This is a genomic window from Bacteroidota bacterium (genome assembly GCA_016721765.1).
Lineage (GTDB): Bacteria > Bacteroidota > Bacteroidia > UBA4408 > UBA4408 > UBA4408.
This window is the reverse complement of the sequence record JADKHO010000004.1, coordinates 432,497-456,434: the sequence shown is the minus strand read 5'-3', so window position 1 is coordinate 456,434 and position 23,938 is coordinate 432,497. Positions and strand designations below refer to the sequence as shown.

Genomic DNA, 23,938 nt, shown 5'->3' with positions numbered 1-23,938 from the left:
TGCTTTTGTTTTTAGTTGCAACAAAAGTATGTTCGAATAACGACAAAATATGACGCTATGAAATTTGTTTTAAAAAGTATTTAAATGAATCAAAAGATATAGTCTTGATTATCTTAATAAATCTGAATTCCTAACCACCCCCTGCCCCCGCCTGCGGAGGATACTTGAATTTTCAGCATCATCTTTTTCAAAAATTCTAATAATTCAGCACCTTGAAAACAAAGCATAAAAAATCATAATCATCTTAATAAATCTGCGTTCCTAACCACCCCCTGCCCCCGCCTGCGGGGGATACCAAAAATCGATTCATCCGGGTTTCAACTTCCATCCGACTTTCAACAATTCACCAATTCTTCTGATAATTAACTAATCAACATTAGCTAATCGGCTAATCACCGCATCAGCTAATCACAACATCAGCTAATCACCACCTCAAAATATTCAAAAATTCTTCTCATTTGAATTTTTATCTTTGCAGGAATAACACAGCCTACAGAAATGACAACCGTAACTCCTTATCAGTCTAAAAATAAAATACGCATTGTAACAGCCGCTTCCTTGTTCGACGGTCACGATGCTTCCATAAATATTATGCGTCGCATTATTCAAAGCAGTGGTGCCGAAGTAATACACCTGGGGCACGACCGCAGTGTGATAGATGTGGTGAATTGTGCGATACAGGAAGATGCCAATGCCATTGCCATGACCAGCTATCAAGGCGGGCACGTGGAGTATTTTAAGTATATGTATGATTTGCTTAAAGAAAAGGGCTGTTCGCACATCCGCATATTTGGCGGTGGAGGTGGGGTAATACTTCCCAGTGAAATAGAAGAATTACAAAAATATGGCATAACTCGAATTTACTCCCCAGATGACGGCCGCTCAATGGGCTTGCAAGGAATGATAAATGACATGCTTCAAAAATGTGATTTTCCTACCGGTGAGCAGTTGAATGGTGAAATAAATCATTTAAAGTCAAGGGATGCCAAATCAATAGGAAGGTTAATTTCAGCGGCTGAGAACTTTTTTGAACAATCGGAACCTATCCTTAAGGAAGTAAAAAAATTACAATCAAAAGTTAAGACTCCTGTGCTTGGAATTACCGGTACGGGTGGTGCAGGAAAATCATCGCTTGTGGATGAGTTGGTGCGCCGATTTTTGATTGATTTTGAGAAAAAAACAATTGCCATAATTTCTGTCGATCCCAGCAAGCGTAAAACAGGTGGTGCACTTTTGGGTGATAGAATTCGCATGAATGCTATTCGCAATGAGCGGGTGTATATGCGCTCACTTGCTACCCGACAAAGTAATCTTGCTTTAAGTAAATATGTGAAGGAAGCTGTGGATATTGTGAAAGCTGCCGACTTTGATTTAATTATTTTGGAGACTTCCGGAATTGGGCAAAGCGATACTGAAATTATTGAGCACAGTGACATGAGTTTGTATGTTATGACTCCCGAATACGGTGCTGCTACTCAGTTGGAGAAAATTGACATGTTGGATTTTGCAGATATAATTGCGCTAAATAAATTTGACAAGCGCGGCGCGCTGGATGCCTTGCGTGATGTGAAGAAACAATACAAACGCAACCATCAATTGTGGGACGTAGATGATGAAAACATTCCTGTTTTCGGAACAATTGCATCTCAGTTTAATGATCCCGGCATGAATAAACTATACAAAGCCATTGTGGATCGTTTGGCTGAAAAAACCGGAGCGGATTTAAAATCAGATTTTCACGTTACCGATGAAATGAGCGAAAAGATTTACATCATACCGCCGCACAGAACCCGCTACCTCAGTGAAATTTCTGAAAACAATAGAGGTTATGATAAATGGGTGAAACAACAGAGTGAAATTGCACAACAACTATACAGTCTGCGTAAATCCATTGATACACTTTCGACATCAAAACTAAGCCAGAAAGAAAATCTAATTAAAGGATTAGAGGAAACATATTCGCAGGTGGAACTCGGTTTGGATGGTCACAACAAAAAGATTATTGAAGGTTGGAAGGAAAAAGTGCAAGCGTATAAAAATGAGTTTTTTGTTTTTAAGGTACGCGATAAGGAATTGAAAATTAAAACACATTACGAATCCCTTTCACACAGCCAGATTCCGAAGGTGGTTACTCCTCGCTACGAAGCTTGGGGCGATTTGCTTTCGTGGAATTTGCAAGAAAATGTTCCGGGAGAATTTCCATATACTGCAGGTGTGTTTCCATTTAAAAGAGAAGGAGAAGACCCAACCCGGATGTTTGCCGGCGAAGGTGGACCGGAACGCACCAACAAGCGCTTTCATTATGTTAGCATGGGCTTACCGGCAAAACGCTTGAGCACTGCTTTTGACAGTGTTACCTTATACGGTCAAGATCCGGATTACCGACCCGATATTTATGGGAAGATTGGAAATGCAGGAGTTTCGATTTGTTGTTTGGACGATGCTAAAAAATTGTATTCGGGTTTTAATTTGGCCAATCCGAGCACTTCGGTAAGTATGACCATTAATGGCCCGGCTGCAATGCTAACCGGATTTTTTATGAATGCGGCAATTGATCAGCAGTGTGAATTGTACATTCGCAAAAATGGTTTGGAGAAAGAAGTTGAAAAGAAGATAGAATCGATTTATGCCTCCAAAAAAATTGCTCGTCCAAGGTATCAAGGAGATTTGCCGAAAGGTAATGATGGTTTAGGTTTGATGTTGTTAGGCGTTACCGGCGATCAGGTTTTGCCCAAGGAGGTGTATGGAAAAATTAAAGCCGAAACCTTGGCTGCCGTTCGTGGAACTGTTCAAGCCGATATTTTGAAGGAAGATCAGGCGCAGAACACCTGTATTTTTAGTACTGAGTTTGCACTTCGATTGATGGGTGATATGCAAGAATATTTTATTCAGCAACAGATTCGAAATTTTTATTCGGTTTCCATTTCAGGATATCACATTGCCGAAGCCGGCGCGAATCCTATTACCCAGCTGGCGCTTACCTTAAGTAACGGATTTACGTATGTGGAGTATTATGTGAGTCGCGGCATGGACATCAATAAATTTGCACCCAATTTATCTTTCTTTTTTAGTAATGGAATTGACCCTGAATATGCAGTAATTGGAAGGGTAGCAAGAAGAATCTGGGCGAAAGCCATGAAATTAAAATACAATGCCAACGAGCGTTCGCAAATGTTGAAATACCACATCCAAACAAGTGGTCGCTCGTTGCATGCGCAAGAAATTGATTTTAACGACATCCGCACCACGTTGCAAGCCTTGTATGCGATTTACGACAATTGCAATTCCTTACACACCAATGCTTACGATGAAGCGATAACAACACCAACCGAAGAAAGCGTGCGCAGGGCAATGGCCATTCAATTAATAATAAACAGGGAGTTGGGATTAGCTAAAAATGAAAATCCTTTGCAAGGTTCTTTTATTATTGAAGAATTAACCGAGCTTGTGGAAGAAGCGGTTTTGTTGGAGTTTGATAGGATTAATGAAAGGGGAGGAGTGTTAGGTGCAATGGAAACAATGTATCAGCGCGGAAAAATTCAAGAGGAAAGTTTGTATTACGAAACCTTGAAACACAATGGAGAGTATCCAATAATTGGTGTGAATACTTTTTTAAGTAGTAAAGGTTCTCCCACAGTGTTGCCGGCCGAAGTAATTCGAGCAACCGAAGAGGAAAAGGTGTACCAGATAAAGATGCTTGAAATATTGCATGCTGCCAATGCAGATAAAGCGCCAACTTTGTTACGCGATTTGCAAACTGCAGCCATTCACAATAAAAATATTTTTAGCGCTTTGATGGAGGTTTCGAAATATTGTTCACTCGGGCAAATTACGAATGCCTTGTTTGAGGTGGGCGGACAGTACCGAAGGAATATGTAAGCTAAAGTTACAAAAGCTTAAACCATGAATTTTTTGCGTAGAAATTTTATTTTTTTAATACTAATTAACGTAGGTTTTTCGTGCTATGCAGAAGACACTAAGGATATTATTATGTTGCGCAAAATGGCTGCTACCACCAGTGATAGCGTTAAACTGATAAAAATTTATTCCGCCTTGGGTTGGGAACTTGGTTTTGAAGATTTAAAGGAAGGATTGACTTATACAGAGGAAGCTTTGCGCTTGGCAATAAAGTACAAAGACAGGCCCATGGAAGCACAAATTTATGACGCTATTGGTACGTTCTACCACGATATGGGCGATGCTGAGAGAGCGGTTGAAATTCACAAAAAGGCAATAGAACTTTTTAAGCAATTACCGGGAACTGAAACCGGTTTGGGAAATGCCTATTTGAATATTGCGCGTGTGTTTAATTCAACCGGGGATTACAGGCGTACACTTCAGTATAACTTTATGGCTTTAAAATTATTTAAGGACAAATCGTATACCGAAGGAATGCCCAAATTGTACAATAACATTGGTTTGACGTATTCCTTAATGGAAAATTACGACAGCGCCATTTATTACAATAATAAATCTCTTTGGTTGAATTTGGCTGTAAAGGATAGTGTGAACATTGGTCGCTTATATGCGCAGATGGGGTATTTATATCACAAAAAAAATATGGAGCGGAGGGCCGATGAGTTTTTGACCAAAGGCGTTAATATTTTGCTTCGTAATAAAAATACCTTTCAATTAATATCGGCGTATGCTGCAGTTGGCGATGTGCGCAGAGAAAATGGCCAATGGGATGAAGCAATAGAGGCATATCGGAATTCCTTGCAACATGCATTGGAATTAAGACAGGTGCCCGATTTAAAGGAAAATTACATGGAGTTGTACAAGCTCTTCGAAAAAAAGGGAGATATAGAACAAGCTTATTACTATTATAAATTGTATGTGCAATATAAGGACGATGTAATGAGTGAAGAGAATTTAAACCACATCCGCCTCACCGAGGCAAAGTTTGAAAACAAGAGCAAACAAAAGGAAATTGAGCGGCTGCAATTAGAAACCCGGAATAAAGAGTTAGAAAATGATAAACAACGTTGGATTCGCAATGCTTTTGTAATTATGCTTTTGTTGGCGATTGGATCAGTGCTTGCACTTAACCGCCAAAATCGTGAACGGAAACGAAATAATTTTTTGTTGGAGAAAAAGAATCAACAGATATCCGAACAGAATAAGGATATAACGGATAGTATAAATTATGCTCAAAAGATTCAGCAAGCCTTATTGCCTTCGAAGGAATACATTCATTCGCTTTTTCCGGAATTGTTTATTTTGTTTCAGCCCCGCAATGTGGTGAGCGGTGATTTTTATTGGGCTAGTTCGCAGGGGAATAAATCCATCATTGCAGCAGTAGATTGCACAGGACATGGCGTACCCGGCGCTTTTATGAGCATGATTGGGAATTCACTTTTGAACCAGATTGTGAACGAGCAGAATTTTACACAGCCCGGTGAAATTTTGTTTCACTTGCGGGAAGAAGTCATTAAAGCATTAAAGCAAACCGGTGCAGATGGAGAGAGTCGTGATGGAATGGATATATCCTTGTGCACGCTAGGAATGGAAGTAAATCCAAAGGGAGAAAAGAAGTACATATTGGAATTTGCCGGAGCGAATAATCCACTGATTCATATTCGAAAAGGGAAACTCACGGAATACAAGGGTGATAAGCAACCCATAGGAATTTATGCGGGAACACCTACCCCTTTTCAAAATAAAAAAATTGATGTGGAGAAAGGTGATTCGGTTTATTTGTATACCGATGGGTATGCAGATCAGTTTGGAGGCTATCAAAATAAAAAATTTAAATACGCTCAATTAAAAGAATTACTTGTTACTATTGCAGAATTGCCTGTAGTAGAGCAAGAAGAAAAATTAAGAATAAATTTTGATGCCTGGAAAGCAAACAATGAGCAGGTGGATGATGTTTTGGTGATTGGAATAAAAATTTAACTAAAGAATGCCTTTATTCAAGCGGGATGTTTTTGGAAATATAGTGGTTGTAAAGCGCTTGCTGATTTCATTAATCGGTATGGTTACCTTTCCGAGTTTTAGTTGGCTCAATAAAACTAAAGTGGAAGGCACAGAACATTTTGAGTACCTGCCTAAAACAAATATTCTTTTTGTAAGCAATCATCAAACTTATTTTGCAGATGTGATTGCTTATATACATGTGTTTTGCAGCGTGAAATGGAAATTTAGAAATTCCATTTCCAACCCGGTTTATTTACTCAATCCGGTTACAACCGCGAGTTTTATTGCTGCGCAGGAAACTATGAAGGATGGCATCTTACCCAAAATATTTGCCTATGCCGGATCATTACAAGTGAAAAGAACTTGGCGGGAAGCAGGAAAAAATATTTCACGTCAAGTAGAAGTGAGTGAGTTTTCAGTGATTGAAAAGGCGCTGAATGCGGGCTGGGTAATCACTTTTCCGCAAGGCACCACAACTCCATTTGCACCGGGGCGCCGCGGTACCATACATATTATTAAGCAATATAAACCCATTGTAATTCCTGTGGTTATTAATGGATTTCGAACTGCATTCGACAAGCGAGGCATGTGGTTGAAGAAACGTGGAACTGAACTTTCTATAAGGTTTAAAGCACCATTAAACATTGACTTTGAAGCCGATTCGGACGCGATCCTAAGTCAGATAATGGAGGCTATTGAGCAAAGCGATGCATTTCATCCAGTGAAAGAAAAAATTGCCTCCGCTTAAAGCATTCCTTTTTACTTATTCAACCAATAGTTTAAGCACTTCACTTTGTTTAGCGGATTGCAGGTGAATAAAATAAATACCTTTATTCCAAGTGCTAATATCTAGGAGCAATTTTCCGGGTTTTACTTCATTGACATATATTTTATTTCCAAGCATATCACTAATTGTGATCTGTGTGGTAAGCACATCAGCACTGCTATTAATTTGCACTTCATTTTTTGCAGGATTAGGATAAACAGTCCATTCATTGGCAAATACAGAAGAATGAATGCCCGTTACCACAATGTTTATGGGAAAAGATTTTCGACTGCAACCATTCACATCGGTAATTTGCAAACGGTAATTCCCTGAAATTAATGCGGTGTAAGTATTTGCTGTAGCGCCACTAATGGCAGTATCATTTAAAATCCATTGAAAGGTGAAGGTGCCAAAAACAGCAGCATTTAACACATTGCCATTTACCGCAAAGTTAGGATAAGGCGGTGGGGGATTAACACTTAGTTGAAGCGTTGTTGAGGTATCGGTGCACCCGAACGAATTTGTGCTTAGATCAAAATAATTTCCTGTTGAAGTAACAGCAAGTGTTTGGCTGGTATCTCCAACTAATAAATTGCCATTTTTATACCATTGATTTCCTGTTGCATTGCTTGAAGTGAGAAACACAGTATCGCCATCGCAAAAGCTAAGCGAACCACTTGCAGTAATTATTGGAGTTATTGCATTTGGATACACATGAATGGTATCGGTAGTAATTAACGTTTGCGGATGAATGATGGTGATGTTGTAAGTAAGTTTTAATCTGCCACTTGCACCCGAAACTGTTGCATAGGCAATTCCTGTGGAATCGGTACCTTGAAAGGAAATAGTACCAAGCGGATCATCCGGAGCGGTTATTCCCGAATCTTCGTCCCATACCTGAAGAACATAAGTTTGATTAGAAAGTTGCAGATTTTGAATACTAAAGGTATAAGGTGGATTGGTATTAGTAATGGCTGGACGTGAATCATACACAGTAGTACCCGATTGATTTTTAAGTAAAATATACATATCGGGCGTATCCAAAATTCCTGCATTGTTTGGAATACTGTCGATTTTTACGGCTGTTAAATAGTAATAAGAGTTAGTATCTGCAATGGTGGTTTGGGTTATGATAAAATTACCGGGGTTGGTATAAGTTACATCTGCCGGATTTTCAACTAAGCTGCTATCGCCATTGCCAAAATCCCAATGATAATAATCCTGTGTTCCCAAATTGCTGCTAAAGCCAACAGTTAGCGGGGCACAGCCCAAAGCATTATTGAGTGTAAAACCTGCATTGCTAATGCTTGCCGGATTAACCAAAAGATTGGAATTAAAATTAAAGGTTTGATTTCCTATCAAGGCAACTGTTGCTACCACTGTAATATTAAGTGGATAGCTCCCGGGAAGTGCCGGAGTTCCATAAATACTAACACATCCATATAAGTTCACTGCCGGATTGTAGTTGCAACCACTTGAAGCATTGTTGCAGGTCCATTGCATACCAATTGGCAAGCCATTAATTGCTTGTATAAAAAAGTTGGAAACCGTTAAGCCAAGAGTATCTGTTATCATAACAAAGGTTACGTCTTGAGAATAGAACTGATTTACTGTTGCATTCACCAATGTGTCCGGATGTATTCCGGGTTGGGTTTGGCTCGAATCAATACTACATTGAGCAAAGCTTGCACTTGAGTATCCAATAGTAAGGGTAATTGTAAGAATGAGAAGGGCTATCCGTTTTTTCATACTAAACTTATTTATTGCTTTTAATTAGAAAATGAAAAATAGTATTTTTAATTGATAAAAATCATACTTTTTAATCATCCTGTGGAAACAAAGTTTTTCCTATTTTTAGAAACCTAATTCAAATCTAATTTTGTTCCAATAAAAAGTAAAGTAATTCAAACACCTTTTTTATGAAAAAAAAATCTACTCTTGATTTTAGTTGCTTTATCACTCCATTGCTCAGCCCAATATGCCTCCTTAGGTTTTAAAATGACCAATGATTATGAGCGATTTATTGCATCTACCACCTATATTGTTTTGACCGATAATGCTGCTTATGATTCAAGTATGGTGCATGCCATTAAAAAGTATTGGAAGCTAACACCCTATAAATTTATCAATTACAAAAAGGATTTAAATAAAAAACTGCGCGATAAAAAGGCTTCCTTTTTATTACTGGTAAATATGAGCACTGAAGAATCGGAGGAATTGTACAATTGTCTTGCACTAGTAAATGGAGGAAAAGCAACTTTGAGTGGTTACGAATTTATTGATATGCTAGCCTATTGTCCAACCAACCATTTTCAAAATGAATTAGTCATGTACAATTGTTCTTACCGGGTTAAAAATATGGTGCAATCGATAATTGCTACGGTTACAAAAGTGCAGACCGAAGAAATTAAGGGCGATTTGGAAAAAATGCGCGAACTGTTAGAAAAAAATTATAAGCACCAAGCCGGAAAAATTAAAGAGCGCATTTTGTTGATATGTCCCGAAATTATCGGGGATAAGATGGATGAAGAAGATTTTAAAAAGACCTATGCCAATAAGACTGAATTTTGTAAAAAGGAAACAATTGAACGTTTGATTGAAAGTGGTGATTCCTCTTTTTATTATTTGCAATTATCGGCTACAGCTGTAAAATCGGTATTTGTGGTGGATCCACACAATGGTGAAATTGTGTATGCAGATCACTCAATGGGTAAGTACTTTTCAAAGGATGACTTAAAGGATTTATCGAAAGCTATTGAACACGCCTCAAAAGGCGAGAAGAAGGAGGATAAATAATTTTCCGGCGGAGGCTTTGCTTTTTTACTAGTACTATTCAGCTAATTTCCATTATTTCGCAACCTGCAATTTTTGTTTAGATTGCAGCTAGTTCACACATGAAAAAATATCCCGACGATACGATTGTTGCGCTGGCAACAGCACCCGGAATTGGAGCAATTTCTATAATTCGAGTTTCAGGAAAAGATGCATTGACTCAGTGTGCAAAGGTTTTTTACGGGGTAGGTGGCAAGCAAAAGCTAAATGCATCAAAAACACATAGCCTGCATTTTGGAACGATTCGCGACGGTGAAAAAATCATAGATGAAGTGTTAGTAAGCGTTTTCTTAGGCACTAAATCCTTTACAGGTGAAAATACGGTAGAAATTTCCTGCCATGGTTCACCCTATATTCAGCAACAAATTATTGGTTTGCTCTTGCGAAACGGGCTAAGGATGGCGAGGCCCGGTGAATTTACCATGCGTGCATTTTTTAATGGAAAGATGGATTTAAGTCAGGCGGAGGCTGTAGCGGATGTAATTGCTGCCGATAATGAAGCAGCGCATCGCTTGGCCTTACAACAGATGCGGGGCGGATTTAGTAAGGATATTCAGCAACTCCGACAACAATTAATTGATTTTGCTGCCTTATTGGAGTTGGAGTTAGATTTTTCAGAAGAAGACGTTGAGTTTGCCAACCGTAGCCAATTTGTAAGTTTGGTAAAATTAGTACAAGCGCAATTGCGGCCGCTCATTGAATCGTTTCGTTTAGGAAATGTATTAAAGAATGGCGTTCCGGTTGCCATTGCAGGAAAACCTAACGCCGGAAAATCGACTTTGTTAAATACTTTATTGAATGAGGAACGGGCTTTGGTGAGCCACATTGCTGGAACCACACGTGATACAATTGAAGAGGTATTGAATGTAAATGGAGTTGCTTTTCGTTTTATTGATACTGCCGGGTTGCGTGTTGCAGAGGATGAAATTGAGAAAATGGGAGTGGAGAAGAGTTATGAAAAAATTAAGAATGCACGTATTTTACTTTATGTTTCAGATGCCTCTCAAATTATAACTTCACAGGATTTAACAAACGAGTTGAACGCAGCATCCGTATTTGAAATTCCTTTTTTATTAATTGCCAATAAGAGTGATTTGTGCAGCGAAAGTTCTTTAGCACTTTTGAAGGTGCAAAAAAATGTGGTATTGGCCTCCGCAAAAAATAAATCAGGAATTGAGGAGCTAAAAACAGCGCTAAATAAATTGTTATTTGATGGAGAGGAAACACAGCATTCTCAAATTATTACTAACCTCAGGCATTACGAAGGTTTGCAAAAAGCATCTAATGCGCTGGACGAAGTATTAATTGGAATTGATAATAAAATTACTACCGAATTAATTGCATTGGATTTACGCAGAGCACTTGAGTTTTTGGGTGAACTGAGTGGTGAGATTTCTAATGAAGACGTTTTAGATTCAATTTTTTCACGCTTTTGTATCGGAAAGTAACATGGAAAAAGCAAAAGCAAAATTGTATTTAATCCCAACTACCTTAGGTGAAGTAGATCCACTCGCTAGCATTCCTGCAAGTGTGTATGCCATTGTGAACGAGATTGACGAGTACTTGGTTGAAAATGAAAAATGGGCAAGACAGTATTTGAAAAAGCTTGGAATTAAAAAGCCATTGCAAGAAATAAAGCTACATCTTTTAAATAAGCATACCGATTTTGCAGCATTGGCAGAAAGCATGCAATGTTTGAAACAAGGCAAAAACTTAGGTGTTATTTCTGAAGCAGGTTGTCCGGGCATTGCCGATCCGGGTGCCGAAGCTGTAAAATGGGCACATCAGCAAAATATAGAAGTTGTGCCTTTGGTAGGACCTTCATCCATCTTGCTAGCCCTGATGGGATCTGGTTTTAACGGACAAAGTTTTGCTTTTCAAGGATATCTTCCAATAGATAGAAGCGAGCGCGTTCGTAAAATAAAGGAACTCGAAAAAATTGTGCAAAGTCAGCATCAAACGCAACTATTTATTGAAACACCCTTTCGCAACAATCATCTGGTTGAAGATTTATTAAAAAATTGCAGCAACCACACACTTTTGTGTATCGCTGTGGATATAAGTCTTCCGAGCGAAATGATAAAAACAAAATCAATTGCTGAATGGAAGCGACAAGTCCCCAATTTGCATAAGCGACCGGCTATCTTTTTACTTTATAAATAAGCGCGATTGATTCTAGCGTTTAATTTTATCTAGCTTTTTTATCTTTGAAATGTTAACGAAATCGTTTAGTTGGATCAATACCTATTTTTAAACTTATGCATCCGGAGTACATCCTTCGTTTAAAACAGCAATTATCTGGACCTTTACCTGGGGCTGCGGCGCATCAGCAAATGGCTCCCGCGCACCGTTTGTCATCTGAGCATTATTTAAAAACTATTAAGGACTATCGCGAAGGGAGTGTTTTGATTTTATTGTATGAGCTTAGCGGAGTTCCTCATTTTGTGCTAACCTTACGCACTTCGTATGAAGGAATTCACAGTGGGCAGATAAGCTTACCAGGAGGTAAAATTGAAGCAGGGGATGCGAACCCTTTAGAGACTGCTTTGCGCGAAACTGAGGAGGAAATTGGTGTTTCAAAAACTAACATTGAAATCATTGGTACGCTCACTTCGCTTTATATTCCACCCAGTAATTTTTTGGTACATCCTGCAGTTGGTATTGCAAAAGGTCCTCTTTCTTTTAAAAGGAATGAAAGAGAAGTTGCTGAGCTGATTGATGTTGCAACATCAGTGCTGCTGGAAGATACGTTAAGACAACATAAAATAATGGACTTAAGCCGCGGATTAAATGCGCATGATTTGACTCAAGTTAAAGTTCCCTATTTCAACATTGGCGGGCATCATGTGTGGGGAGCAACTGCAATGATTTTAAGTGAATTTGCGGAAATTCATAAAGCTGTAGTCAGTCAAAATATTTGATACCTTTGCGGGGTTTAAAACCCAAAAAATAATCCACCCTTTTGCCGCTGCGCAATTTGTTAAGTTGCAGTTTGTGTTGCGTGCATGGTAAACCAAATTCAACATGAAATTATTATATTCTTATTTAAAAAATTATTGGAAGTTGCTGGTTTTAGCGCTTACCCTCGCAGCCATAAATCAAATATTTTCTTTATTAGATCCCTTAGTATTTAAGCACATTGTGGATAATTATGCCACCGGTCCCCATCGCTACAGCAAGGATGAATTCATAAAAGGTATAGGAGGGATGATTCTTTTATCTATGGGTGCTGCAATGATGTCGCGCATTGCAAAAAATTTTCAGGATTATTATGTAAATGTGATTACACAAAAATTAGGAGCTCAGATTTATTCTGATGGGTTGAATCATTCCCTAAAGCTACCTTACAAAGTATTCGAAGATCAAAGAAGTGGTGAAACGTTAGGTAAGTTGCAAAAAGTGAGAACCGATGTGGAGAAATTAATTTTTGCATTTATCAGCATCTTATTTACCTCCTTAGTGGGTGTAGTTTTTGTGATGATTTATGCCATTCGGATTCATTGGATCATTGCGGTAGTGTATTTTGCTGCTGTACCTATCTTAGGCTTTATTACTTCGTTATTGAGTAAGCGAATCAAAATCATTCAGAAAAAAATTGTAGGCGAAACAACAGCATTGGCGGGCTCCACAACCGAATCGCTGCGTAATATCGAGTTGGTAAAGAGTTTGGGATTGGCCGAACAAGAAATAAACCGACTAAATGGAACGACCACAAAAATTCTGGGTTTGGAATTAAAAAAGGTGCGTTATATCCGAAGCATCAGCTTTATTCAAGGAACCTTTGTGAACTTTTTAAGAAGCTGTATTTTGTTTTTATTGCTGTACCTCATTTTTGCCGATACCATGACATTGGGGCAATTATTTTCGTTGCAGATTTATTCCTTTTTTATTTTCGGCCCACTACAGGAATTAGGCAATATCATTAGCACTTACCGCGAAGCCGAGGTATCTTTAGATAATTTTAACGCTATCCTTCAAACACCTGTTGAGCCCAAACCGGAGAATCCTATTGTGATTACCGAAGTGCAAAACCTCTCATTTAGTCATATTGTATTTAAGCATCAATCGGCAAGCAGTCCGGCTTTAAACGATATTTCTTTTGAAATGAACAAAGGCGAAACCATTGCATTTGTTGGTCCCTCAGGATCGGGTAAAACCACTATGGTGAAATTATTAGTGGGCTTGTATCGGCCTGACTCCGGAAAAATTCTCTATAACGGTGCCGATGGAAATGAAATTGACTTGGATCGTTTGCGCGAGCAAATTGGTTTTGTAACACAGGATACGCAATTGTTTTCGGGAAGTATTCGTGAAAATTTATTATTTGTAAGGCCAGGAGCAACGGATGAAGAATGCATGGAAATGCTCAATAAAGCTGCTTGTCAGAGTTTATTGGCGCGTGCCGATAAAGGCTTGGATACAGTGATTGGTGAAGGTGGTGTGAAAGTATCGGGGGGAGAAAAGCAACGCTTGTCGATTGCGCGTGCGCTTTTACGCAAGCCAAGTTTGATCGTATTTGATGAAGCCACTTCAGCTTTAGATTCGCTCACTGAAAAGGAAATTAGCGGAACAATAAAATCGATTTCTGAAAACAGAAGTCATTTAACTGTATTGATTGCACATCGATTGTCGACGGTGATGCATGCCGATAAAATTATTGTCTTGGAGCGCGGTCAAATTGTGGAGCAAGGTAAGCACGATGAATTGTTGAATATGAAAGGATTGTATTATGCCATGTGGCGTCAGCAAATTGGTGAACGTGAACGTACACCCTCTATGGCACATGCTAACTAAGCCATTAATAAGAAATGAAGCGTAACTTATTTTTCATTGTATGCTTTTTCTTACTGTGCGCATTTATAATTCCATCCAAAATTGAAAGGGGGTTTCAGGCGCTTCATATTTACAACTATTTTGAAGCCAAGCATCAGTTTGAAAGGGCGCTGAAAAAAAATCCTGCACCGGCTTGCTATGGATTGGCTCAAATTTTTGCACGACACGATAATCCTTTTTATAATCTTGATTCTGCTTACACCTATGCAATGCGTGCCGGTTCGAGTTACGCACTTGTTACACCAAAAGGGAAAAAAAAATTGCTCCAATTTAACATCGACTCCTTGCAAATACTGGCATTCCAACAAGCAATTGATTCACTTGCATTTGTTGAAACCAAAAAGCTGAAAAGCATTTTGGGTTATTCAAAATTTATTGATCAACATCTACATGCAAAAGAGAGAAAAGAGGCAGTTGAGTTAAGAAGTCAGCTCGCTTACGAAATGGCAAAGAAAGAAGGAACGGTAACTTCCTTTCAAAACTTCTTAGAAATTTATCCGGATTCTAAGCAGGCATTGGATGCCAAAAAGGATTTTGAACGCCAGCTTTTTAAATCCGAAACTGTTCACAATTCAATAGTGGAGTATGAGCGCTTTATTTTAAAATATCCTACAAATCCATATACCGGTATTGCCGAGGATTCCATCTTTTCAAAATCAACAAAATCCCGCACTGAAAATCAGCTCAATGCATTTATTACCAAATATCCTAAAAACAGAAATATTCCTATAGCCTGGAAATATTTATATCAACTGTCTACACAAGATTTTAGTGTCGAATCTATTCAACGATTTGTTGAAAAATACCCCAATTTTCCGGATAAGCAATTTGTTACAAGTGAGTTGGAACTTTCACAAAAGGAAGTGTATAAAATTCGTGAAAACGGTAAGTGGGGCTGTGTGGATAGTAGTGGAAATGTTTTTATTGCCCCTAAGTTTGATTGGATGGAAGATTTTTTCGAAGGCTTAGCTGTGGTTGAATTACAAGGTAAAATGGGCTATATCGATAAGCAAGGCAAGACTGTAATTGATTTTCAATTCGAGGAAGCCGAAAAGTTTGTTGCTGGATTAGCAGTGGTTAAGATTAATTCAAAATACGGCGTTATTAATAAGCTTGGAAAATTTATTATTCCGGCTATTTATGAGGATGTGAATGATTATTCAGAAGGAGTTTCAGTTGTAAGGAAAGGCAGTAAATATGGTTGTTTTGATACAAAGGGCAAGCAGATTGTCCCTTTTAAATTTGACAACATGAATAATTTCAAAAATGGTTTTGCTCAAGTGGAGTCAAATCAAAAATCGGGATTTATCAATAAGCAAGGACTAATAGTTATCCCCGAAAAATATGATTGGGCGGATAATTTTGAAAACGGAAAAGCAAAAGTTCAGCTGGGAGATTACTATGGATTGATTTCAGTGAAGGATAGCATTTTGTTGCCTTTTGAATTTGATCGCGTGGATGAGTTTAAAGAAGGGTTTGCGGCGGTGGTAAAGGATGAGAAATTAGGATATGTTAATGACTCCGGAAAACTGGTAATTCCTTTTATGTATGAGTATACAAGTAACGGTAAGGCCTTGGATAATTTCATGAACGGCATTACCAGAGTACAATTAAGGGGAAAAGTTGGTTTTATAAATGTTAAAAATAAAATTGTAGTTCCACTCGAATTTGAATCAATTTCCTATCTGGAAAATGGCTATTATGCTGCTCAAAAGAAATCAAAATGGGGATTACTCGATTCAAATTTAAAAGTGCTAATACCATACAAATACCAATATTTGGCCACTAGTAGCGAAGGGCTTTTTAGGGCGAAGCAGAAAAATAAAATGGGTTGTATCGATTTATTAGGGAAAGTAGTTATTCCATTTGAGTGGGATGCCATATCGGAATTTTATAAAATGTTTGCCGGAGTTGAACTAAATGGGAAATATGGTGTTATCTCATCAAAGGGTGAAATAGTTCTTCCTATTGAGCTCAATAAAGCTCCGGATTTAACTAAAGATTTACTGTTGTTGGAACACAACGATAAACTCGCTTGGTACAAATTAAGTACACAAAAATATATTTGGAAGGAATCGGGTTATTAAGAATTATTCTTTGTAGTGCCGCGTCCTTAAAGGATTTTAAGCGAATACCATAAATTTGTGTATCTTTGGTAAGATTACCATTCTTTTGTGCGTTATAGAAGGATGCTATATATTTCAGATGAAAAAAAAAGGACAAGTAAAGTTCGTTCAAAAAGATAAAAGTTTGTTTTTCCCAACCTTAAAGGAAAGAGTTGATTCGTATTTCGAAAAGAATCATATTTCAAAATATGCAAATACAGGAATGGTAATTAAAACAATAGTATTGCTTGCCGTTTACATTGTGCCATTTGTTTTAATATTGCTAACCAATCCTCCATTTGGGCTTAGCATGTTTCATTGGTTTATTATGGGTTTTGGTTTGGCAGGTGTAGGAATGAGTGTTATGCACGATGCCAATCATGGCGCTTACTCAGAGAATCCTAAAATTAATTTTTGGATGGGGAGCATTCTCAATTTATTGGGAGCATCCACCTTTAATTGGAAATTGCAGCACAATATTTTGCATCATACGTATACCAATGTTGCGGATATGGATGATGACATTTCAGATAAACCAATGCTTCGTTTTTCGCCGCACAGTGAAGTAAAATCCTATCATCGGTTTCAATGGGTGTATGCTTTTTTGTTTTATGGTATCACAACTTTGTATTGGATATTATTGAAGGATTTTGTGCAATTTTCGATGTACAAAAAACAAGGCGTTAATAATAATACAAAAGCACAAAATAGAGTTAGCCTTTTGAAAATTGTGCTCGTTAAATTGATTTACACGTTTGTTGTTTTGGTGGTGCCTACTTTATTTTTTAGTGTTCCTTTATGGCAAGTAGCATGTGGTTTTGTGCTTATGCATTTTGTTGCCGGAATTGTTTTAACAGTTACCTTTCAATTGGCGCATACGGTGGAGGGCACCAGTCATCCGTTGCCAAATGAAGAAGGTGTTATTGAAAACAATTGGGCCATTCATCAAATGAATACAACAGTGAATTTTGCACGACACAATAAGTTTATTTCTTGGTATGTTGGTGGTTTAAATTTTCAAGTGGAGCATCATTTATTTCCAAAAATATCCCACATGCATTATTCCGAGATATCTGAAATTGTAAAAAGCACTGCCGAAGAATTTGGGGTACCTTATTTAGAAAATAAAACACTTTGGCAAGCCATCCGTTCGCATATCGAAACCTTAAAACGATTTGGAAAATTGCCCGATTTGAATGAGGCAATTGGCTAATTAATAAATTAAATCCTTTTGTAACCTTTATTTATTCGGATAGAATTTCGGTTTTAATCAAATTTATTTTTCCATCAAAAGTGTAAAATTCACATCAAGCGGATTTAGGTTGTCTTTTACTTCTTGAATAAAAGCATTCCCATGCTTTAGGTAAAGGTTAGATAAGTTATCGTAACGCTCTTGCAATTCACCTGCAGGAAACAATTTCTCTTTAATTTTTTTAAGCTGATTTAAGGAAGTCTCTTGTTTTTGTTTTTCGGCTTTAAGCATTTTGTTTTCCAGGTTGCTTAACGAGCTAAGGGCTTTTTGCAATTCAGCATCAGCCGACGCTTTTAAGGTAGGGTCCTTTTTTTGTGCTTTTGCAGCAATAGAAGCAAATATGGATTTTATGTTTTCTTGTTCTTCCATTAAATTTATATCGTCACTGTTCTTAGCCATATAGCTCTTGATTAGCTCATCTACAGCTAAAAAATAATCGCTATCACCAAAACTAAATTTTTGCCATTTATCAGCGGAAGCTTTATCTATCCAAAGTAAAGAGTTGCGCAATAGTAAAACCGGAAATGGAATGTTATGAAATTCAAACATGGATTTATATTCTAGCCAATAGGCTAATTCACCACCGCCGCCAATATAGGCTAAATTGGGAAGTATTTTTTCCTGATAAAGTGGACGCAACACAACATTGGGGCTAAATCGTTCGGGGAAATTTTGCAACTCCGTTTCCATTTCTGATGCATTGAATACAAGTTCGGTATTATTGATTTTATAAACATCTGCTTCAAAGATTATTCGTTCTCGAAACGAATCCTTCATATAAAAACAATTAATTCCGCGCGGATTCACTTGCGCCTTAAACCCTTGTTCTTCTAGTTTTGAAATACTTTCATTAACCAGCTTGTGATTGCTTTGATTTTTAATATCATCGAGCATTATAGACGCAAATTCTTTTTTAAGCGAGCGTCATCTGCATCTAAAACCACCAAGCCATAGTGTCCAAATAGTGAATGAACTAAAATACGGGTGGCATCTGCTAAATTTTTAGAATTTTTGTAAGCATTGTCAAATAAGGCTACTAACTGTTTAGCAGACTCACTTTCACCCAAAATGGATTTTATTTCATCTAGCACAACTTGAATGCCTTCGGTAGAAATTTTACCAACCGGTATAGAACTTGTGGGCATCGTCGGATTAAATTCAATTTTCTTTCCAAAAACATGGATGTGATTTACTTCAGCAAAATCATGGTCTTCACTGGCCATCCAATAAAATGGGACAAAATTAAAGTTGGGATAATTAGCTTTGAGCGCTTCCGCAAGATTGATGGTTGAGATTATTTTATAAATAAAATAGAGGGGACCGGTGAACAAACAGAGTTGATGCCCTGTAGTAACCGTAAATGTATTTTCTTGACTTAACAGCTGCAGATTAGCGTTAGGTACAGTGCAATTGCCATTTTTATACTGCTGGTCAATCACTTCATACAACAAGTTTCGATTAATGGTCTCTTTGGATTTTGCTTCAATTATAGCAGAAAAAGAGGCTATTTCGGGTTTTGCGTTATAAAAGTAGTTGAGTTTATCACTTCCTGAAATATATTCCAAAATTAGTTTTGAAAAGTAATTGCTTTGCGCGTAGCTTATGGTTGATTTTTGAGTTGGCATAATTATTTTTTTAACTCCACCAGTTGCTCAACCTGGCTTCCTTTATTTATTTTTTGACGGTATTGTTTAGTATAATGGCGAATCACAAATCCGCCTGCGAGCGTTGGTGCTATCCAAACTATAAAACTGGGTTGGAATTGCACATTCACAACAAGAAATGCGGTAAATGCTGCAATGATTCCGGCAATCATTTTATTGATGTGGGCAAAAAGCCAATAGTTTTTTTCGAGGTTTTTTGCAGTAAAGAGTTTACGGTCATTCCTCACCAATAAAAATGAAATTATACCAAACGTAAAAAATACAATGCTGAAACTTTGTTTATGATAAGCGAGGTAGCTCCCCCAAATCAAAAAGGCAATAGAAAATGCAAGCATGGTGCCACTAATGGCATAATCAATGCCTTGAGGTTTTTGTTCTTTATGCAATTTCTTTAAGTATAAAATGCGATAACCGGAACTTACCAAATAAGCACTAAAAATGGCTACAATAAAAAGAAAATAATTTTTATGCGCCAGCCCTACAATCACTGCAGAAATGGCAACTGTCATCATCGCAAAAAAGAAAATCTTCCCAAAGAGACGATGTAATTTTCCACCATGTTTAAAAGCAATTGCCAGCGGACCACTAAGCAAAGCAAATGAACCGGCTATAATGTGTAAAATTAAAACAGCTTGAATCATGGGTTTAATTTAGTTGATAAAACAAGGGTAGCACTGCATGAGAGTCGTTCATTAAGTTACGTATACCGCATTCGGAATAAAATTTTCCATACCCAGAATGCAAGAATTATTGTGGAATCAAAATAGTATTAAAGGGTTGATATTAAACAAGTTTTCCATACAAATCATAATCTTCCGCACGTGTAATTTCGACTTCAGCAAAATCACCAATCCGTAAATAATTTTCATTTGCTTTAATCAAAACTTCATTGTCCACTTCAGGTGAATCATACTCTGTGCGGGCTAGGTAATATTCTCCTTCTTTTTTATCTACCAGCACTTTAAATTTCTTGCTGATTTTTTTCTGATTTAATTCGTACGATATTCCTTGTTGCAGTTCCATTACTGCTTCAGCACGTTCTTGTTTTACTTCCTCAAGAACATCATCGTTTAATAAATGGGCATGCGTATTTTCTTCATGCGAATAAGTGAAAATTCCTAAACGATCAAAGCGCGATTGGCTTACCCATTCTTTCATTTCCTCAAAATCTTTTTCAGTTTCGCCCGGATAGCCGGCAATAAGTGTAGTGCGCAAAGCAATATCCGGAACTTTATCGCGAATTTGATTTACCAAATCAATTGTTTTTTGTTTGGTTGTTCCACGGCGCATGCTTTTTAACATGTTATCAGTAATGTGTTGTAAAGGCATATCCAAGTAATTGCAAATATTATTCTTCTCCTTCATCACGTCCAAAATATCCATCGGAAAGCCACTTGGAAAAGCATAATGCAATCGAATCCATTCAATGCCTTCAACATCACTCAATTGATTTAATAATTCGGATAAATTTCGCTTTTTGTAAATATCCAATCCGTAGTACGTCAAATCCTGTGCTATTAGCATCAGTTCTTTTGTACCATTTTTTGCAAGGTTTTTGGCTTGTTTCACCAATTCTTCAATAGGAGTTGAAATATGGTTTCCGCGCATCAATGGAATGGCACAAAAAGAGCAAGGGCGATCGCAACCTTCAGAAATTTTAAAATAGGCAAAATGCTGCGGAGTAGTAAGTAAGCGCTCTCCAACCAATTCTTTTTTGTAATCGGCTTTTAAGGTTTTTAATAATTTAGGTAAATCTCTGGTTCCAAAATACGCGTCAACATTTGGAATTTCTTTTTCCAGCTCAGGTTTGTAGCGTTCACTCAGGCATCCGGTAACATAGAGTTTATCCACCATTCCGGCAGTTTTAGCATCCGCGTAGCGTAAAATGGTGTCGATGCTTTCTTGTTTAGCATTATCGATGAAGCCACAAGTGTTAATTATTACAATGCTGGCATCGTCACGCTTGCTTTCATGCTCTACTTCAAAGTTGTTCGCTTTGAGCTGGCCCATCAAAATCTCACTATCAACAATATTTTTAGAGCAACCCAAAGTTACCACATTTACTTTATTCTTTTTGAGCGTTTTTGTTTTCAAACCTATTTTTTTTGAGTGGCAAAGGTATTGCTAATTGTTTAATTACCGCTTGTTTTTAGCTATGTTTGAATTCTTAATTCGGATGAAGCCTAACAAGCCACAATTACTTGCTTTAATACTGCTTTTGGCAGCTGTTTTCCCATTTTTATGGGTTGCATTCTATTGTCATCCATCTGCTGACGATTATGCGTATGCATGGAGCAGCAAAGAATTCGGAATTATAGCAAGTTGCAAGCGAGATTATTTTAATTGGAATGGGCGTTATTTTTCAAATGTGTTGATGTTTTGCAACCCTATTGCCTTTAATAGTTTTAAGGGGTATCAATATATTCCGTTGCTATTAATTCTCTTTACTTTTTTTTCCATGTGGTTCTTTTTAATAGAAGTCTTTAAGGGCTTCTTATCCAAAATACAGTTGGTGTCGTGGAGCCTATTACTTTGCCTCCTTTTTTTAATTCAAATGCCTCAATTGGCGCAAGGAATTTATTGGTATACCGGGGCAGTGAGTTATCAGGGAGCATGTATTTTGACATTGATTTATATTACCCATTTGTTGCGATTTACTCGAAAAACTTTTTTCATAAATAGACAAAGCGATGCGATTTTATTGGGATTAGAATTGTTTTGCATTGTTGGATTTAACGAAACCGCCATGTTGCAGCTTTTGTTTTTGCATTTTTTATGCCTCATTTATTATAGACCTAAATGGTTTATCGCTTTAAGTGCTGTGTTGGTGGTGAGTGCTTTAATTGTTGTGTTTGCTCCAGGTAATGAAGGGCGGTCGGCACACTTTAAAAACGCACATCAGCTGTTGCATTCACTTGGGTATTCCGGTATTCAAACACTGCGTTTTTTGCTGACATGGATTTCATCTTATCCCTTGTTTTTTTCTTCATTATTGTTTATTCCTATTGCGCTTAAATTGCATTCAGTAAAATCCTTTTTTCTAAATAAATTGAGCATTCCCCCTAAATTAAGCCTCCTAATTTTGGTGGGATTAATTTTTATTTCTGTTTTTCCGGCCTATTGGAGTACTGGTATTTTAGGGCAACACCGCACGCTTAATGCTGCTTGTTTCTTTTTTATTTTGTATTGGTTTGTGAATTTATATGTATGGATTGTATCCTATTCTCAACATCAACTTTTGCTGCGACTTGAAGAAATGAGCACGCACTTTAAAAATACCTTATTTCTGCTCTTGTTTTGTTCACTTTTTATAAGAGGAAATCTTTTACACGTTTCAAAGGATATTGTGAAGGGAACAGCAAATTTATATCATATTGAAATGCAGCAACGTTATACAAATATTGCTTCCTGCAAAAGCGCAGCAAGTAAATATTGCCTGCTTGATTCGCTTTCGAATATACCTATTTCAATTTATAGTTTTGATATTTCTTCCGATACTACAGATTGGATAAACAGGGGAGAGGCGGCATATTTTAGGCTTCAAAGCATTAAAATAAAGGCCAGTAATAAATAAGACAATGAATGTTGCATGAAATCAGTATTTTAGTCTAAAATTAGTTGCATTGAGATATTTTACTTTTTTGCTTTTAGTAGGTTTTTTACAACAATCGGGTAGAGCTCAAACGAGCCGCTATTTTCCAATGCCTGATGCGAATGTAGTTTGGAATACACGAAGTGATTTCCATTGTTTTATTTCGAATGGTTCAGCTGTAAGCGATCGATCAATTTTATACGACGGAGATACGCTTATAAATAATTTAATTTATCATAGACTTAGCTCTCCAGCGGTTCATAATTATTATATAGCACCCTGTTCGGGTGGAAATAGTGGTTATTCCCCCGGTTTGTATTATGGAGCAATTCGCCAAGACACTATATTACATAAGGTTTTTATAATACCTGCTGATTCCTCCAATGAAGTAATACTTTACGATTTTTCCTTGCAAGTGGGAGATACAGTGACTGGTTACTTAGAAGTGACTTACCCTGGAGTAAAGGATATTGTGCTCAGCATTGATTCATTTTTGATTGACGGATTTTATCATCGAGCCCTGTATATAAATAGCTTGTATAATATTTATTATATCGAAGGTGTAGGTTCAAGTTTTGGCTTACTTGTGCCTTCACCAGGTTACGTGAGCGATTTCGGCATTTATTCCATCTTGTGCATGAAAGTAAATGGTACTACCATTTTTCCGATAGGTCAAAGTAGTTGTAACATGATTTTAGGTACTCCTGAATTTCAGCAAGAAAAAGCAAACTGGATTTTTCCTAATCCTGCTTCGAATGAATTTACCATAAAGTCGTCTGTTTTAAATCAAATTCAGACGTTAGAAATGGTGGATTTTCATGGTAAAACTGTATTTAGGAAGGATTTTGATAACCTTTTTCAATACACCTGGCAGCGTGAGAATTTGGCCAGTGGGATTTATGTGATTAAAGTCCACTTAAAAAATGGAATTATTAAAGTGCAAAAATTTAGTTTGAATTAGAAAAGACAAAGAAA

General features: G+C 37.3%; 17 protein-coding genes. 12 read left to right on the top strand and 5 right to left on the bottom strand.

What is annotated here, in order from left to right:
* The first annotated feature begins 498 nt into the window (after positions 1-498).
* Genes IPP32_16020 through IPP32_16010 form a run of 3 tightly spaced genes read left to right on the top strand, consistent with a single transcriptional unit; the run spans position 499 to position 6,667 of the window.
* Positions 499-3,879 (top strand): methylmalonyl-CoA mutase family protein, encoded by a 3,381-nt coding sequence (locus IPP32_16020; GenBank protein MBL0049593.1) that lies wholly within the window; start codon positions 499-501, stop codon positions 3,877-3,879.
* Positions 3,880-3,903: 24 nt separating this feature from the next.
* On the top strand, positions 3,904-5,898 hold the full coding sequence (locus IPP32_16015; protein ID MBL0049592.1) for a tetratricopeptide repeat protein: 1,995 nt from the start codon (positions 3,904-3,906) through the stop codon (positions 5,896-5,898).
* 7 nt (positions 5,899-5,905) lie between these two features.
* Complete coding sequence (locus IPP32_16010) at positions 5,906-6,667, top strand: 1-acyl-sn-glycerol-3-phosphate acyltransferase (GenBank protein MBL0049591.1); 762 nt, start codon at positions 5,906-5,908, stop codon at positions 6,665-6,667.
* A 15-nt stretch (positions 6,668-6,682) separates the two neighbouring features.
* On the opposite strand, the gene IPP32_16005 is transcribed toward IPP32_16010, so the two are convergent.
* Positions 6,683-8,434, bottom strand: a complete 1,752-nt coding sequence (locus IPP32_16005) for a T9SS type A sorting domain-containing protein (GenBank protein MBL0049590.1) — start codon at positions 8,432-8,434, stop codon at positions 6,683-6,685.
* A 189-nt stretch (positions 8,435-8,623) separates the two neighbouring features.
* Here IPP32_16005 and IPP32_16000 point away from each other — a divergent pair, with 189 nt between their 5' ends.
* From IPP32_16000 to IPP32_15970, 7 genes are all read left to right on the top strand, one after another.
* Complete coding sequence (locus IPP32_16000; protein ID MBL0049589.1) at positions 8,624-9,481, top strand: hypothetical protein; 858 nt, start codon at positions 8,624-8,626, stop codon at positions 9,479-9,481.
* A 98-nt stretch (positions 9,482-9,579) separates the two neighbouring features.
* Complete coding sequence (gene mnmE, locus IPP32_15995) at positions 9,580-10,965, top strand: tRNA uridine-5-carboxymethylaminomethyl(34) synthesis GTPase MnmE (protein MBL0049588.1); 1,386 nt, start codon at positions 9,580-9,582, stop codon at positions 10,963-10,965.
* A 1-nt stretch (position 10,966) separates the two neighbouring features.
* Positions 10,967-11,680 (top strand): SAM-dependent methyltransferase, encoded by a 714-nt coding sequence (locus IPP32_15990; protein ID MBL0049587.1) that lies wholly within the window; start codon positions 10,967-10,969, stop codon positions 11,678-11,680.
* A gap of 95 nt (positions 11,681-11,775) precedes the next feature.
* Positions 11,776-12,438, top strand: coding sequence for a CoA pyrophosphatase (locus IPP32_15985; GenBank protein MBL0049586.1), 663 nt, complete (start codon positions 11,776-11,778; stop codon positions 12,436-12,438).
* A 103-nt stretch (positions 12,439-12,541) separates the two neighbouring features.
* Positions 12,542-14,311 (top strand): ABC transporter ATP-binding protein, encoded by a 1,770-nt coding sequence (locus IPP32_15980; GenBank protein MBL0049585.1) that lies wholly within the window; start codon positions 12,542-12,544, stop codon positions 14,309-14,311.
* A gap of 14 nt (positions 14,312-14,325) precedes the next feature.
* Positions 14,326-16,437, top strand: coding sequence for a WG repeat-containing protein (locus IPP32_15975; GenBank protein MBL0049584.1), 2,112 nt, complete (start codon positions 14,326-14,328; stop codon positions 16,435-16,437).
* Positions 16,438-16,555: 118 nt separating this feature from the next.
* On the top strand, positions 16,556-17,668 hold the full coding sequence (locus tag IPP32_15970; GenBank protein MBL0049583.1) for an acyl-CoA desaturase: 1,113 nt from the start codon (positions 16,556-16,558) through the stop codon (positions 17,666-17,668).
* A 63-nt stretch (positions 17,669-17,731) separates the two neighbouring features.
* Here the strand turns inward: IPP32_15970 and bshC (IPP32_15965) are convergent, their stop codons facing one another.
* From bshC (IPP32_15965) to rimO, 4 genes are all read right to left on the bottom strand, one after another.
* Positions 17,732-18,601, bottom strand: a complete 870-nt coding sequence (gene bshC, locus IPP32_15965) for a bacillithiol biosynthesis BshC (protein ID MBL0049582.1) — start codon at positions 18,599-18,601, stop codon at positions 17,732-17,734.
* Complete coding sequence (bshC, locus tag IPP32_15960) at positions 18,601-19,332, bottom strand: bacillithiol biosynthesis BshC (protein ID MBL0049581.1); 732 nt, start codon at positions 19,330-19,332, stop codon at positions 18,601-18,603. The genes bshC (IPP32_15965) and bshC (IPP32_15960) overlap by 1 nt, the downstream gene beginning before the upstream one ends.
* 2 nt (positions 19,333-19,334) lie before the next feature.
* Positions 19,335-20,012 (bottom strand): hypothetical protein, encoded by a 678-nt coding sequence (locus IPP32_15955; protein MBL0049580.1) that lies wholly within the window; start codon positions 20,010-20,012, stop codon positions 19,335-19,337.
* Between the two features lie 142 nt (positions 20,013-20,154).
* Positions 20,155-21,465, bottom strand: a complete 1,311-nt coding sequence (gene rimO, locus IPP32_15950; protein ID MBL0049579.1) for a 30S ribosomal protein S12 methylthiotransferase RimO — start codon at positions 21,463-21,465, stop codon at positions 20,155-20,157.
* Between the two features lie 82 nt (positions 21,466-21,547).
* Between rimO and IPP32_15945 the strand changes: the two genes are divergently transcribed.
* Both IPP32_15945 and IPP32_15940 read left to right on the top strand, forming a co-directional pair.
* A complete protein-coding gene (locus tag IPP32_15945; GenBank protein ID MBL0049578.1) occupies positions 21,548-22,945 on the top strand; it encodes a hypothetical protein in 1,398 nt (465 codons plus the stop codon).
* Between the two features lie 49 nt (positions 22,946-22,994).
* Positions 22,995-23,924: a T9SS type A sorting domain-containing protein gene (locus IPP32_15940; protein MBL0049577.1), complete on the top strand. Its 930-nt coding sequence runs from the start codon at positions 22,995-22,997 to the stop codon at positions 23,922-23,924.
* The last annotated feature ends 14 nt before the right edge of the window (positions 23,925-23,938 follow it).